At 66.7% G+C, this 14,460-nt stretch carries 12 protein-coding genes; 9 read left to right on the top strand and 3 right to left on the bottom strand.

All coding sequences use genetic code 11. The annotated features are described in order from the left end of the window. Window positions 1–559: 559 nt before the first annotated feature. Window positions 560–1,159, bottom strand: a complete 600-nt coding sequence (locus tag VEW47_10330) for a hypothetical protein (protein HYS05577.1) — start codon at window positions 1,157–1,159, stop codon at window positions 560–562. Between the two features lie 943 nt (window positions 1,160–2,102). Here VEW47_10330 and VEW47_10325 point away from each other — a divergent pair. From VEW47_10325 to VEW47_10305, 5 genes are all read left to right on the top strand, one after another. Continuing rightward, window positions 2,103–2,309 carry a hypothetical protein gene (locus VEW47_10325; protein HYS05576.1) on the top strand — a complete coding sequence of 69 codons (207 nt, stop codon included), beginning with the start codon at window positions 2,103–2,105 and terminating at the stop codon, window positions 2,307–2,309. Beyond that, window positions 2,306–2,488 (top strand): hypothetical protein, encoded by a 183-nt coding sequence (locus tag VEW47_10320; protein ID HYS05575.1) that lies wholly within the window; start codon window positions 2,306–2,308, stop codon window positions 2,486–2,488. Before VEW47_10325 ends, VEW47_10320 begins: the two co-directional genes overlap by 4 nt. Before the next feature lie 1,139 nt (window positions 2,489–3,627). Next, window positions 3,628–4,155 (top strand): transcription elongation factor GreA, encoded by a 528-nt coding sequence (gene greA, locus VEW47_10315; GenBank protein HYS05574.1) that lies wholly within the window; start codon window positions 3,628–3,630, stop codon window positions 4,153–4,155. Next, entirely contained in the window at window positions 4,152–5,102 is a 951-nt protein-coding gene (locus VEW47_10310; GenBank protein ID HYS05573.1) for a HEAT repeat domain-containing protein, read from the top strand. The genes greA and VEW47_10310 overlap by 4 nt, the downstream gene beginning before the upstream one ends. 1 nt (window position 5,103) lies before the next feature. Further along, window positions 5,104–5,988, top strand: coding sequence for an XdhC/CoxI family protein (locus tag VEW47_10305; protein HYS05572.1), 885 nt, complete (start codon window positions 5,104–5,106; stop codon window positions 5,986–5,988). Here VEW47_10305 and VEW47_10300 read toward each other — a convergent pair. Further along, window positions 5,985–6,695, bottom strand: coding sequence for a glycosyltransferase family 2 protein (locus VEW47_10300; GenBank protein ID HYS05571.1), 711 nt, complete (start codon window positions 6,693–6,695; stop codon window positions 5,985–5,987). The two genes, VEW47_10305 and VEW47_10300, sit on opposite strands and share 4 nt — an antisense overlap. 84 nt (window positions 6,696–6,779) lie before the next feature. Here VEW47_10300 and VEW47_10295 point away from each other — a divergent pair, with 84 nt between their 5' ends. The 4 genes from VEW47_10295 (at window position 6,780) to VEW47_10280 (ending at window position 12,579) form a co-directional block, all read left to right on the top strand. Then, complete coding sequence (locus VEW47_10295; protein ID HYS05570.1) at window positions 6,780–7,703, top strand: decaprenyl-phosphate phosphoribosyltransferase; 924 nt, start codon at window positions 6,780–6,782, stop codon at window positions 7,701–7,703. 85 nt (window positions 7,704–7,788) lie between these two features. After that, window positions 7,789–8,931, top strand: coding sequence for a DUF362 domain-containing protein (locus VEW47_10290; GenBank protein HYS05569.1), 1,143 nt, complete (start codon window positions 7,789–7,791; stop codon window positions 8,929–8,931). Further along, window positions 8,924–10,399 carry a sulfatase gene (locus VEW47_10285; GenBank protein ID HYS05568.1) on the top strand — a complete coding sequence of 492 codons (1,476 nt, stop codon included), beginning with the start codon at window positions 8,924–8,926 and terminating at the stop codon, window positions 10,397–10,399. Before VEW47_10290 ends, VEW47_10285 begins: the two co-directional genes overlap by 8 nt. Beyond that, on the top strand, window positions 10,396–12,579 hold the full coding sequence (locus VEW47_10280) for a tetratricopeptide repeat protein (protein HYS05567.1): 2,184 nt from the start codon (window positions 10,396–10,398) through the stop codon (window positions 12,577–12,579). The genes VEW47_10285 and VEW47_10280 overlap by 4 nt, the downstream gene beginning before the upstream one ends. Window positions 12,580–12,587: 8 nt before the next feature. Here VEW47_10280 and VEW47_10275 read toward each other — a convergent pair whose 3' ends face one another. After that, entirely contained in the window at window positions 12,588–14,423 is a 1,836-nt protein-coding gene (locus VEW47_10275) for a glycosyltransferase family 39 protein (protein ID HYS05566.1), read from the bottom strand. Window positions 14,424–14,460 lie beyond the last annotated feature (37 nt).

The following is a 14,460-nucleotide window of genomic DNA, read 5'->3' as shown; positions in this document are numbered from 1 at the left end:
CCGGTGCGACGTAGCTGAACATCGAGCTTTGCTGTCGGTCGTCTCCACGCATCGCGCGCTCCTCCGATGTGTTGAGACGCATCGTACGTCACTCGATCCAGTCACGAACCGTGAAGTCGTGACTTTTTCCGCGCCCTGCTAGGACTCAGAACCTCCCCGAGGAGGATGTCTCTCTCGCGAAGCAGGAGATCATCCGGCTACGCCAAGAGGAGTTCGAGACCGGGGAGGATTGATCGCAGTCCCGATCACCCGGTGGCTTCAACCTCGCGGGCGATCAGCAGAAGCCTATTGAGTGTTGCCGCCGGAGCATCCGCATCGACGGGGAGGACTACGTCGGTGGCGGCGGGGGGGCGATCCTCGGCATCATCATCGTCCGACAGACCGGACACAGCAGATTCGCGGGTCGAGGTGGATCCTCTCCAGGGACGATGGGCTTAGTCGCGGGCGCGAAGGATCCTGGCCGGAACTTCTTGCACTTCTGGCAATACCATTCGAACTTCGGCATCGTGTGTCCTTCTTCGCCGGCTCGGGCAGCGGGAAGCTGCCAACATGACCATGATCATGTCCGTTGTGATCGCCGGGACTTCACGAAACCGGGCAGCGGTTTGACCAGGGTGTACAAGAAGTCCTGAAGCTGAAGAAGCCATTTCATCAGATCCCGCTGCACCCGCACGAGCCGCGTTCTATCGAGCGATTCCATCATCTCGATCTGGTGAGCAGCGTTGTGATCGCGGTGTCCGAAGACGTTGTTCCTGATCTCGCGGAGGGTACTCTCGTGCCTCGTGCGTAGCTGATGAAGGTCCCCGTGTAACGTCCCCAGGTTAGTGAGGACGCTGGGAGCATAGTCGAGCGAGTTGATAGTCGTTCGCAACTTTCCGGCCAACAGCTCACCGAAGTCCTCGAAGCATTCGACGATCATCAAGCTGATGATCCGGCCGTACAGACCCTGGCGCCACTTGTGCCTCCCGTCGGAATGGTCCATGCAGATAAATGTGAAATCGAGAATAAACAGCTCCATGAATTGAACTAGGTTGGCGACGGCCACGAGATCCTGATCGCCTGCCTTCTCCATCTCATGTCTTACCCTACGGATTTTGTTGAGGTGGGTCTCAACGTTTGCGGCGAAGCCATCGAGCGCTTGGTCGATCTGTTCCTTCACAGGAGCATCCTCTGTTTTGCCAAGCACACACGCTGCGTCCTTCACTCCCGCCTTAACTTGCCTATGTGTTAGCCTGCTGGTTCTCCACCGTCATCGCCTGCGTCGTGAGGGGTCTCCTCAGAGTCGGGCGGAATTGCCTCAGGTGGAATCCGATCCCGGATTCTCTTGCACAGGTCATTAACCGACCGTCGTGTCAGGCACCACGAAATCAAGAGGTAGCACCCCCCGATGATCCCAACCACGCTAACAAGTATGAACACAGTCTCGATCTTCGAACTCGCGAAGGTCGCCGTAGTTAATGCACAGATCGCCGAGAAGGCCAACGACAAGAGGAAGATAGCGAAATTCAGCTGCAAGCCTGCCGGAGATCCCTTTTCCAGCAAGTCCAGTTCGCTGTCTTTGATTTCGTACAGATCCACGGAGTCCACTCGTCCTCGGCGTACCTTAAGCAACGTCTGGTCTTCGGCGGGATCTTTAGCCTCAGTAGTCATGGCTAGAGGTACTTCTTGAGCCAGTCGTCATGTGTCGGCCCATAACTACCTCGCCAAGCCGCTTCCGTTCCGGATCTAACGACGAAGAGACGGTCCCGTGGAAGAAGAACTTGCTTGAGGTAGTCTCGGATCTCCCTGGCAGTTTGGTCTGTCACGATTGCCCAGCAATGTTTGTGGATCGGACAGCGCGTACGGTATGTTTTCAGGCGATCGTGGAGTTTCTGACGAATCGCTGGAGAGGCGACTTCAAACGTCACTACGTAACATCTCATCAGTGAGCTGCCTCAATCTCCTCTAGCCCATCCCGAATCAAGCGATCGTCCAGTGATCTCAGCCATCTTATCCGATCCGTATGGTGCCACCCGATGACCGCTCGAAGATTCCCCTGGACTTCCCCCCCACCCCAGCCCATGAACACGTGACCGCCCGACCCTCGGGCGCGAGGAGGCACGATGGGCAAGCCGACGAAGGGGAAGTCCGCCCCGACCCCGGTCGACCGGATCCGCAAGGTCCGGGTCACCCTGGCCTTCGACGACGATGAACATCCGGTCGAGGGGGAATTCGACCTGAGCCCCGAAGAGGACCCGGTCCTCGTCGCGCAGCATCTTATCGTGGCCCTGGCGCGGCTGCGGGCGGCCGAGAGGAGGAGGAGAACGTGAGCGAGAAGAAGACCCCGAAGCAGGTGACCGGCAAGTCCCAGCCCGAGATGGTGGTCCTCACCACGCGCATCACCGTCACCGAACGCGATCAGATCCGTGCGGCTGCCGGGTGGGGAGGGCTCCAACGGTTCGTGCATGACGCGGTGATGGCGGCCGTCGAGAAGGCGAGCAAGAAGTAGGTCGACCCCCATGGGGCTCTACCAGGATCGGCGCTCCGGAAGGTGGGGCGTCGATCTCCGAGTTCCCCCCACGCGCCATGGACGTCGGGTCCGCTTTCTCGTCGGCACCAAATCCGAGGCCGAGATCGTCCTGGCGCAGAAGGTCGTCGAGCGGCAACGACAGCAATTCCCGATCCTGAAGCCCCCACCTGGTCCGGTCACGTTCGGAGCCCTGGGGAGAGGTTCCTCGCGGATCACCCAGGCTCCCGGCGCTCGAACCACTACCCCAAGTGCATCGCCCGATTGCTCCCGCACCTGGAGACGATCCCGATCGGTGAGATCACCCGCTCCGACCTCGATCGCCTGCGGCTCGCACTGCTCAAGAAGGTGAGCCCATCCACCGCAAGGATGACCCTCCGCGCCCTCTCACGGATGTTCCGGATTGCAGTTCGGTGGGGCCTGATCGAGTCGTCACCAGCGGCAGGACTGGAGATGCCCCCCTCGGTGCGGCACCGAACGAGATTCCTCAGGCCCGAGGAGTACCGCCAGGTCGAGATCGCCGCGCCGATCTGGCTACGTACCGTGCTACGACTGGCGGTCACGACCGGGATGAGGTTGAAGGAGATCTCCCTCCTGCGATCGGAAGACATCGACTGGGATGCGAGGATCCTCCACGTCCCCGAGGACACCAAGACCGGCTATCGGGTCCTGCCGCTCTCAAGGGTCGCCGAGGACGCGCTCCGGGCGGTGCTGGCATCCGATCGCCCCCTCGGCACCGATGCCGCCCGGAAGAGCATCAGCGAGGCTACTCGTCGGGCGATGCGGAAGGCCGGGGTCAGGGCAGTCTCGTTCAAGACCCTGCGTAAGTGCGCGGGATCGTGGATGATCCAAGCCCGAGTGCCGATCTACGAGGTGCAGAAGATCCTCGGGCACTCATCGCCGACCCTCACGGCCCAGGTCTACGCTGATGTGCTCCCGGAGCATCTCCGGCCAGCGGTGTCCACCCTGGATCGGGAGCTCCTGGCCGGTGGAGCCGTGGTGGGCACTGGCGCTCCTGATGCGCCTCCGATGCGCCCAGATGAGCCCCAGACGCGGGGGCCGAAAGGCCCCCCACCCGCCTTCCCCGCAACACGCCGCTTTTTGACTTTGCGAGAATTCGGATGCTACTCTCTTCACGCCACTTTCACGAGATCCCGACCAGGAGCGTGCCGGTGCTCGACGAGGCGATCCAAAAGCTGGAGAAGGAGCTGAAGGGGCTGGAGAAGGAATACCGCGTCGATCTTCCCAAGGAGATCCAGCGCGCGCTCCAGATGGGCGACCTGCGCGAGAACTCGGAGTACCACTCGGCCCTGGACCGGCAGCAGTTCGTGAAGGCGCGCATCGGACAGCTGCAGAAACAGCTCAAGGACCTGTCGCTCGTCGATCTGAGCTCGCTCCCCAAGGACCGCATCGCCCTCGGGTCGACCGTGTCGCTGGTCGATGCCGACTCCGGCAAGAAGATGACCTATGAGCTGGTCATCCCCGACATGGCCGATTTCTCCAAGGGACTCGTCTCGGTCACCTCGCCGATCGGCAAGGCGCTGGTGGGGCACAGGGTCGGGGACGACGTGGTGATCAAGACCCCGGCCGGGACCAGGGAGTACGAGATCGTCGGCCTGTCGACCGTGCACGAGAAAGAGCGCACATGAAGACGCGGGCGGCGTTCGTCGCGTGGACGCTGGCGGGCCTCGCGGCCGCATGTCTGTCCTGCGCCCCCGCCTACGACGTCCAGGACCTGTACAGCAAACTCCAGAGCAACGACAGTGAAGAGCGCCAGGACGCCGAGGAGAAGATCGAGAAGATCATCCACGAGGGGAGGTACGACGTCTTCCTGCGCGGGGTCGAGAGCCCGGTGAAGACCCACCGCGCGCCGTCGATCCTCTACCTGGCGCGCATGACGCAGCCGGAGGCCAAGGCCGCGCTGCGCGATCTCCTCCGCATCGAGAAGAGGAGCATGATCCCGTACAACCCCATCCGGATGAAGGCCACGAGCGAGGAGAGCGACAGCCGCATCCTGGTGGCCCACCTGATAGCACTCAATGGAGGCGACCCGGAGGGCCTCGACCTGCTCGTCAAGGGGATGGATGGACAGCCGCCCGATGTCCGCGCCGCCACCTGCTACGCGCTGGGAGCGCTGCGCGACCCGAAAGGGATCCCGTTCCTGAAGACGGCGTCGGCGAGCCAGGAGATCGACGTGGCGCGCGCCGCCACGCAGGCGCTCGGGATGTTCCGCACCCGCGAGTCCCTCGACGGTCTGAAAGCGCTCCTGACCCACCCCTCCGAGGAGGTACGCAGCGAGGTCCTCTCGGCGCTGCAGCTTCAGGACGACCCCTCCGTGGAGGGGCTCATCGAGACCATGGCCTCGTCCGATCCGTCCAAGGATCTCCGCAGCGCGGCGCTGGGCCAGCTCAGCCGGTTCAAGAACCCCTCGCCGGTCCCCTTCCTCATCGAACAGCTCAAGACCAAGGACGAGGGGAATCGGCAGGTGGCGCTCGACGCGCTGCGCCAGGTGAGCGGCCAGCCGTACGGACCGCGCCCCGAGGAATGGTCGCGCTGGTGGCAGACCAGCCAGAAGTCGTCCGCCGCGAGACACTGACGTGACGCTCGCGTTCTACGACGAGGTGGCCAGGCTCCTGCGCGCCGGACGCGTGCTCGTCGTCGCTACGCTGAGCTCGAGCCACGGATCCACGCCGCGCCGCACCGGAGCGAAGATGATCGTGTGCGACTCGGGGGAGACCTTCTTCAGCATCGGCGGCGGCGCCTTCGAGGCGCTGGTGATCGAGGATGCCAAAGAGGTGATGAAGACCGGGCGCGGCTTCGAAAAGGAGTACCGGTTCACGGAGCAGGGGGACGAGGCCACCGGCATGGTGTGCGGCGGGCTGGCGCGAGTGCTGTTCGAGCTGGTGACTCCGCCTCTGCCGCTCTTCATCTTCGGCGGGGGGCACGTCGGCCGCGAGCTGGCCCACCTGACAGCGCGTCTGGGGTTCGAGGTGACGGTGGTCGACGATCGACCGTCGTATCTGGAAGAGGAGCGCTACCCGGGCGGGGTGCGTCTCCTGCGCGCCGGGCACGACTTCTCGGCCGGGCTTCCCGAGATACCTCCCGGGGTGTACGTGGCGGTCGTGACGCGCTGCCACAAGACGGACCTCGCGGCGGTGCGCCACGCCGTCGGCAGGGGCGCCGCGTACGTCGGTCTCATCGGCAGCCGTCGCAAGGTCAGGACGGTCCTCGAGCGGGCCGGGCAGATGGGGGCGTCCCCCCAGGACCTGCGCGAAGTCCGCGGGCCCATCGGCCTGGCGATCGGCGCGGAATCGCCCGAGGAGATCGCCGTGAGCATCGCCGCCGAGATGATCGCCGTGCGTCACGCGTCGCCGGCGGCCGAGGCCGCCCGCGCCCCCAGGCGGAGCGCCCACGAGGTCCGGGCGCTTGAGCTCCCGGTTTTGGCGGAACCGTTCGGCCGCCGGGCGCGCCCCTCCTCCTAGACGGGGCTTCCGGGCCTGGCCTGTCGCGGGAACAGGTTCCTGCCGATGGTCCACAGAATCTTGGCCCCCGCCCGCAGCGTTCCCCACAGGGTCCCGGTGATTTTCGAGGTGCCGACGCGGCGCCTGTAGGAGACCGGCACCTCGCGCACGCGCAGCCCGGCCAGAAGCGCCTTCACCTGCATCTCCGCCGTCCAGCCGAAATCGCGGTCGGCCATCCCGAGACGCTCGAGCGCCTCGAAGCGGACCGCCCGGAACGGGCCGAGGTCGGTGAAGCGTCCGCCGTAGAAAGCGCGTATCAGGCGCGTCGCCACCCAGTTCCCGACGCGGGCCTGGGGAAGAAGCGCCCCGCGTTCCCTGGTTCCGAGGACGCGCGATCCGATCACCAGGTCGGCCTGGCCGCGCTCGATCGGCTCGAGGAGGAGCGCCATCTCCTCCGGGTGATCGCTGTAATCTGCGTCCAGGAACACGACGACGTCCGGCCGCCTCGCCCGTAGGTGCTCGAGACCGCGCAGACAGGCGGAGCCGTAACCCCGCCGCGGCTCGCGCAGCAGGATCGCCCCGCGCCCCAGCGCGGCCTCCGCCGTGCCGTCCGTGCTGGCGTTGTCCACCACCACGACCTCGTCCACGAGGTGCCTCGGGATCGCGTCGAGAACCAGCGGAAGCGACGCGGCTTCGTTGCGGGCGGGGATGACGACGGCGACTTGCATGCCGCCGACTCTACCATCTTGCCCCCTGTGCTAAGATTTCCGCCCTTCACGCCGTCGCGCAGTCCCCCCGGGGAGGACGGAGTCGTGCCGAAAAGAGCCGTGGATTTCTGGACGTCCCGCGCGTCCGTCCTGGCCGGCATCGTCGTGTCGATGCGCCCGCGCCAGTGGATCAAGAACCTCGTCGTGTTCGCGCCCCTCATCTTCGCCAAGAAGCTGATGTTCCTGCCGTCCCTGGAGCGCGCGGCGGCCGCGTTCGGGCTGTTCTGCTGCGCCAGCGGCGCGGTGTACATCGTCAACGATCTGTTCGACGCCGATCGCGACCGCAAGCATCCGGTCAAGGCCCGGCGACCGATCGCCTCGAAGGCGCTCGGCACGCTGCCCGCCGTCACCGCCGCCATCCTCCTCATCACGGGTGCGCTCATGGCGGCGTTCGCCCTGTCCCCGCCGTTCGGAGCGGTGCTCCTGGCCTACGTCGTGGTCAACCTGGTGTATTCGTTCTGGCTGAAGGAGGTCGTGATCATCGACGTCATGGTCATCGCCTCCGGGTTCGTCCTGCGCGCCGTCGGCGGCGCCCTGATCATCGACGTGCCGATCTCCCACTGGCTCATCATGTGCACGATCCTGCTGTCACTCTTCCTGGCACTGTGCAAGAGACGCCAGGAGCTGGAAAGCCTCGCGAACGCGCCGAGCCATCGGTCGAGCCTGCGGGACTACTCGCTGGAGTTCATCGACCAGATGATCAACGTGGTGACGCCCTCGACGCTCGTGACCTACATCCTCTACTCCGTCTCGCCCGAGGTGCAGGAGAAGCTCGGCACGAGCCACCTCTACCTGACGGTCCCTTTCGTCCTGTACGGAATCTTCCGCTACCTGTTTCTCGTCCACCAGAAGGGGGCCGGCGGGAACCCGACGCAGGCCCTCCTGTCCGACCGGCCTCTCCTGTTGTGCGTCGGCCTCTGGTCCCTGACCGTCATCGTCCTCCTCTACCTGGGCCGGACCTCGGCCTAGGAGCGCCGCGCGACGGCCCTTGCGGGAGGGCGCGGCCGTGCCCGCCGGCGCCTTACGGCCTATAATGTCGGGGAGGACAACGGTCATGCCCCGTCCGAAAATCGCCGTCCTGCGCACCCGGCCGCAAACGGTCGTCGAGGACTACGGCCGTCTCATGCGGCTGGCCTCGTACCGATCCGTCATCGACCCGGCCATCCCGACGATCATCAAGCTCAATCTCTCCTGGACGAAGTACTTCCCGGCCTGCTCCAGCCAGCCGTGGCAGGTCGAGGGGGTGCTCAAGGCGATGCTCGAGGACGGCTACGACCGGGCGCGTATCCTGCCGGCCGAGAACAAGACCGTGGTCACCGATCCGTGGAAGGGAGCCCGGAACAATCGCTGGCTCCCGGTGCTCGATTCGCTCGGGCTCCGGTTCACGGCGCTCCCGGAGGTCGAGTGGCGCGTCTTCAAGTTCAAGACGCCTCTCTTGAAGCTGAACGACATCTTCCCGGAAGGGATCCAGATCCCGGCGATGTACCCGGGCAAGAACATCGTCCACCTGCCCACGGTGAAGACCCACGGACACGCGATCACCACGGGGTCGATCAAGAACTCCTTCGGCGGTCTCCTGAAGGAGGTCCGGCACTACGCCCACAAGCACATGCACGAGGTGCTGGTCGACCTGGTGTCGATGCAGAAGGAGCTGCACCCGGGGATCTTCACGGCGATGGACGGCACGGTCTGCGGCAACGGCGCAGGGCCGCGCACGATGGACCCGGTGGTCGGCAACGTCATCCTGGCGGGCGCCGATTCGGTGGCGATCGATTCCGTGGCGGCCCGCATCATGGGGTTCGATCCGATGTCGATCCCGTATCTCCGGATGTGCCACGACAAGCGGCTCGGCGTGGCCGACCCGCGCGAGATCGATCTGGTCGGAGACGACATCAGCGGGCTGAACCTGCATTTCAAGGTGTCGCGCTCGCTCGTGATCTGGGGAGACCAGATGCTCCGGAAGGGGCCGCTGCGCTTCCTGGAGAAGATCGCCCTGCACTCTCCGCTCGTCGTCTGGGCGCCGGCGGCGTCCAACTTCTATCACGATCTCCTGTGGTACCCGACCATCGGGCGGGCCAAGATCGCCCGCTTCCGCGGGACGGAATGGGGCCGGTTGTTCGACGAACGCTACGGCGGACCCCGGGACAAGGCGGGCGTCGTGCCCGGTTCCGCCGGCGTCCCCGCTCGGCATGCCTGACAAAGAAAGCGCGGCACGCCGCTCCATCGATCGGCTCGTCGTCGCGGCGACTCTCCTCCTCTCGCTCGCCGGCTGCGGCCGCGCGCCGGCCGCGCCCGCGCCCGGCGGCAGGCCGAACGTCCTTCTGATCACCGTCGACACCCTGCGCCCCGACCACCTCGGCTGCTACGGCTACACGCGACCGACGAGCCGGTCCATCGACACCCTGGCCCGGCGCGGAGTCGTGTTCAGGACCGCCATCACGGCCGCGGGCCGGACCGTGCAGTCGTTCCCGTCGATCCTGACGGGGGTCTATCCGATGACGCACGGTCTGCGCTACGAGGGGCAGAGCTACGAAGTCCTGGGGGATCGCCTCACGCTGACCCGCGTGCTCAAGGATCACGGCTACGAGTCGTTCGCCGTGACGCAGGGTCTCAACGTGGGATTGCACCGCGACTTCGACATGTACGATCCGGACATCTACATCGATCCGAACGGGAAAAAAGTCTACCTGCCGACGAAGAGCGACAGCGACGCCACGCGCAAGGCGGCGCAATGGCTGCGGAACCGCAAGCGCAAGGACGCCCCCTTCTTCCTGTGGCTGCGCTACAACGCGCCGCACTGGCCGTACATCGCCCCCGCCCCCTACACCGAGATGTTCGACCCGCAGTACAAGGGGGCGCACACGTTCAACGAGGAGGCGGGGCCCGGGGTGGAGCGCGGTGACATCATCTTCGGCAAGAAGCGCCTGCCGGAGCGCGAGGTCGCGCATGCCGTGGCCCACTACGACGGCGAGGTGGCCTGCGCGGACCAGGCGACCGGGGAGCTCCTGAGCGATCTGGAATCGATGGGCCTCCTGTCGACAACACTCGTGGTCCTCACCGCCGACCACGGCGAGAGTCTCGGGGAGCACGACTATTTCTTCGAGCACGGGGCCTATCTCTACGAGGCGACCGTGCGTGTGCCGCTCATCCTCAGCTACCCGCCGTCCCTGCCGGCGGGCGAGGTGGTCGCGGCGCAGGCCCGCACGATCGACATCGTCCCGACCGTCCTGGACATCGCGGGTATCCCGATCCCGGCCGGACTGCAGGGCGCGAGTCTCCTGCCGAGGATGCTCGGGAGGACCACGGGACCGGCGCCGCCGGCGTACTCGGAATCGGGCCGGAACTTCTACCGGGAGAACCCGCGGCAGTACGTCGACGGTATTGCCGGGAAGTGGCGCATGATGAGGAGCGACCGCTTCAAGCTCATCATGATCCCCGCGAAATCCTCCGGTCCGATCTGGGAGTTCTACGATCTCCAGTCGGATCCCGGCGAGACGGCGAATGTCCTCGGCAAGTTCCCCGTGGAGGAGCAGGCCCTCCGCCGCGCCCTGCTCGATCTCGTGGCGGGCGACCCCTCGAAGGACGATCGGGACGAGCCGCCCGTGCCGCCCGGACTTGAGGACGACCTCCGGTCCCTGGGTTACGTGGGCGGCAAGAAGCCGTGAGCGTCCGCTCGCGCCAGGTCCTTCTCATCGCGGTTGTCTGCGTCCTGGTGAACCTGGGGGCTCTCCGTCCCGGCTTCATCCACGACGATCATCGGATCATCGAGCAGAACGGCCTGACCTCCGACCTGAGGCACGTGCCGGAGATCTTCAGGAGCGGCTACTGGAGCACCGGCGACGTGCAGGTGCCGAACCTGTACAGGCCGGTCACCATCCTGTCGTTCGCGATCGGGCGGACCGTGCACGGCCTGCGACCGCTCGGCTTCCGCCTGGTCGACCTTCTCCTGCACACGCTCAATGCCATCCTGGTCCTCATCCTGGCCCGGCGGGTGCTGCCGCAGACGGGCCCGGCGCCTGGAGCGGTCCTGGACGGTCCCGTGTTCGCGGCGCTCCTGTTTTCCGTCCACCCGGTGCACACGGAGGTCCTTGGCGAGATCGTCGGACGGGCGGAGCTCCTGGCGGCGGTCTTCCTCCTCGGCTCGGTTCTCGTGTTCCTGCGCGCCCGGGAGACGGAGGTAGCGGGAGGCGGGGCCGTGGTCCGCCCCGGCCTGGCCGCGATGTCGCTGGCGCTGTTCGTTCTCGCCTTCCTGTCGAAGGAGAACGGGGTGGTCGCGCCCGCGCTCCTGCTGCTGGCCGACCTGTGGGTCGTGCGGAGACGGCCCGCCTGGGGGTTCCACGCCGTTTCGTGCGCCGTCCTGGCGTCCCTCTTCGCTCTGCGTTTCGCCGTCCTGGGGGGGCTCAATCCCGGTCCCATCCATTTCGTCGATAATCCGATCGCGCACCTGCCGTTCCTGCAGGCGAAATCGACCGCGCTCGCGGTCCTGGCGCGCTACGCCTCACTCCTCGCGTGGCCCGCGCGGCTGTCGATCGACTATTCGTTCCGCACGATCCCGCCCGCCACGGGTCCGCTCGACCCCGGGGCTCTCGTCGGCGCCGCGTGCATTCTCGCCTGGGCCGTTCTCCTTGCCCGGACGCGCAAGGGCGCGCCCGGCTCGGCCTTCGCGCTGGCCTTCGCGGGTGTGGCATTCGCACCGGTCGCGAATCTCGTGGTCCCGATCGGCACGATCATGGCGGAGCGTCTCCTCTACCTTCCGTCCGCCGGCGTCTGCATCGCGCTGGCGTCCGCGCTGGCCGCCGCGCGGCGCGCGCCGGTCAAGGCACTTGCCGTCGCCGCGTCGTGCGCGGCGGGGCTCGTCGTCGTGGCGCTCTCGGTCCAAAGCGTCGTGCGCTTGCGGGACTGGCGCGACGACTACACGATCTTCAAGGCGGCGCTCCGGGTCGCGCCCGAAAGCGTCAGGGTCCTGTTCAATTTCGGGGCGGCCTGCGAAGAGCGGGGGGACGACGGATCGGCCATCGACGCCTACGAGAAGGCGATCGCGGTCTGGCCCGACTACGCCGACGCGCATTACAACCTCGCCGGCGTCCTGGCGCGGCGGAAGATGCTGCCGGCGGCGATCGATCATTACCGGGAGGCGCTGCGCCAGCAGCCCGGCAACGTGCAGTACCTGGTGAACCTGGCCCACAGTCTGGCGGCTCTCGACCGGCGGGACGAGGCGCGCGAGTTCCTGCACCGGGCCATCGGCCTCGATCGCCGGAGCGTCCTCGCCTACACGGACCTGGGGGCGGTCGAGCTGGCCGCCGGCGACACCCGGGCGGCCCTCACCGCTTACGCCGAGGCCGTGCGGCTGGAGCCGGCGAACGCCGACTACCTGCGCAATCTCGGCGTCGCGCAGCTCGAAGCGCACGACCCGGGCGCCGCCGCGACCTTCCGGAGCGCGCTCCTCGTCCGTCCAGGAGATGCGGATCTCCTCGACGCCCTCGGTCTGGCCCTCCTCGATGCCGGCGACACGGAGGGGGGGATCTCCGCGCTCCGGCAGGCGATCGCGACGCGTCCGGAGCACCCGGTCTACCGCTACCACCTCGCGCGCGGGCTCGAGCAGTCGGGCAAACTTCAGGACGCTGCAGCGCAGTACCGCGTGGCGATCCGCCTGGCCCCCACCGCCCCGTTCCCCATGAAGGGACTCGGTCTGCTCCTGGCGCGCCTGGGCGACAGCACCGGCGCGCTCGAAGCGCTCGAGCGCGCCGCGTCCCTCGATTCCAAGGGGAGCGTGATGGACGCGACCGCGCTCTCCCTCCTCGGTTCGCTGCGCCGCGGTGCCAAGGGCGAACACCCTCCCCGGTAGCGCCGCCGCTAACCGCCGGGCGCGCCGGGCGGTGCCGTCTTCTCCTTAAGCTTGTCCAGGACGGCGAGCGCCACGGCGCTCTTCGGGTCGAGCCGTAGCGTGCGGTGGGCCTCGTAGTCGGCCAGATCGTCCATCCCGAAGCTCAGGTAGAGCGCGGCGATGTAAGCGTGGGCGTCGGCGTTGCGGGTGATGTCGAAGACGAAGTAGGAGTATCCGGGCATGGCGATCGGCTTCTGCCGGCGCAGGGGGGCCCACACCTCGGTGTCGCTGAAATGCACCGAGTGCAGGACCATGGCGCTCACCGCCAGGACCTCGCGCGGCAGGCCATCCGGAACCCGCACGGGCCGCTCCTTGGCGTTGTCCAGGTTCCCCGACCCGGGGGCGTACTGGTAGCGCACGCCGTAGTACCAGGGGTCGCCGTTTCCCGAGTAGGCGCAGTAGATGATCGGCAGGTTCTCGGACTCCACGTACCGGCGCAGCGCCTTCGACGACTGTCCCCAGTCGAGGTTCGAGTCGAGCAGATAGAGGTGACCCTGGCGCGGTCCGCCCACCAGCTCGTTGAAGTAGGCGAGGTGGTAGGGGGCGATGCTCGCCGCCTCGACCACGTTCCACGCCAGGCAGGCGAGGACCCCCGAGGCGATCGCCCATGCCGCACGGGGCCGGCGCGCCGCCGCCCCGCCCGGCGGCGCCAGGAGCCGTCCGGCGGCGAGGTACAGAAATGGATAGACCGGCAGGAGATGCCTCAGACCGATATTCACCTTCCACAGACAGGTGATCAGCACGAGAACGACGATCGGGATCCCCACGAAGAGCTCGTCCTTGAGACGGCCCCGCCGGCCCAGGAGAAAGGCCGCGATCGAGGCGGCCACGATGAGAAGGGTCCCGATCGGTGTCTTGACCAGGTAGGCATAGAGAAAGTAGTACCACCATCCGTCCTCGGAGTACTGACCCATCATGTAGGCCTTGTGTCCCATTCCGGAGTGATGAAGACCGCGCTCCAGGCCGACGACGTAGGCCTTCATGCCCACGCCCGCATAGGTGACCGCGACGACCGCGAACGCGACGACGGCCACGCACGCCGCCAGGACGAGCAGGGGGAGGACCCGGGACCGGGAGGAGAGCGGCGTGCGCAGCGCGAACAGGACCACGAGCAGGAGGAGGAGAATCGGCAGCAGCCAGAAGGAGGTGAATTTCGACGCGAAGGCGCCGCCGACCGCCAGACCGCACCACAGGACACGCGCCGGGCCGGGTCGCTCCGACCAGGCCCACAGCGCGTAGACGGCGAGAAATATGAACAGGGTCACACCGAGGTCGGTCGTGACGAGCGACGAGTGCGCCACGACGTTCGGGTCGAGGACGTAGAGCGCCAGGGCGAGAAGGGCGCCGCGCGCGCCGAACAGGGCCCGGCCCCAGCGGAACAGGAACCATCCGAGCAGACCGGACAGGATCAGGACCTGCAGCCTCCCGACCAAAAGGATCATGTCGTTCGGGATCCGGTTCTCGTGAACGAAGATCCGCCCGATGTTCCATTCCTCCGCCTGGTCCCAGAGCGGTCCCCAGGGAAACTGCAGGCGGAGCAGGAGGAGGGGCAGCGCCGCCCACTCCTTGATGAGCGGCGGATGCTCGGGATTGAGGCGGAAATCCGCGCTCTCGAGGTACGAGTAGCCGGCGGCGATGTGCACCGCTTCGTCGCTCGTCTGCGACGACTCGCCGATGAACAGAAGGCCCTGCAGGGCGAGGAGCGCCAGGAGAGCCAGTGCGGCCGGACCGGCGCGCTTCTCCCAGGGGTCGCCGCCGCCCGGAGCCCCGGTCTCGTTCTGGATACTCGGCTGTTCTTTCGCCATGAGCGCGCAGGGTCCGGAAACGCGCGATGCTACTGCA

Source organism: Candidatus Dormiibacterota bacterium, from assembly GCA_035635555.1.
In the GTDB taxonomy this organism is placed as follows: Bacteria; Acidobacteriota; Polarisedimenticolia; order Gp22-AA2; family Gp22-AA2; genus Gp22-AA3.
This window is presented reverse-complemented; position numbering and strand designations above follow the sequence as displayed.

Excerpts from the sequence above, each read along its gene's own strand:
- VEW47_10325 (HYS05576.1), top strand. The coding sequence starts at position 2,103 with ATGGGCAAGCCGACGAAGGGGAAGTCCGCCCCGACCCCGGTCGACCGG.
- greA (HYS05574.1), top strand. The coding sequence starts at position 3,628 with ATGCTACTCTCTTCACGCCACTTTCACGAGATCCCGACCAGGAGCGTG.
- VEW47_10310 (HYS05573.1), top strand. The coding sequence starts at position 4,152 with ATGAAGACGCGGGCGGCGTTCGTCGCGTGGACGCTGGCGGGCCTCGCG.
- VEW47_10300 (HYS05571.1), bottom strand. The coding sequence starts at position 6,695 with ATGCAAGTCGCCGTCGTCATCCCCGCCCGCAACGAAGCCGCGTCGCTT.
- VEW47_10290 (HYS05569.1), top strand. The coding sequence starts at position 7,789 with ATGCCCCGTCCGAAAATCGCCGTCCTGCGCACCCGGCCGCAAACGGTC.
- VEW47_10285 (HYS05568.1), top strand. The coding sequence starts at position 8,924 with ATGCCTGACAAAGAAAGCGCGGCACGCCGCTCCATCGATCGGCTCGTC.
- VEW47_10275 (HYS05566.1), bottom strand. The coding sequence starts at position 14,423 with ATGGCGAAAGAACAGCCGAGTATCCAGAACGAGACCGGGGCTCCGGGC.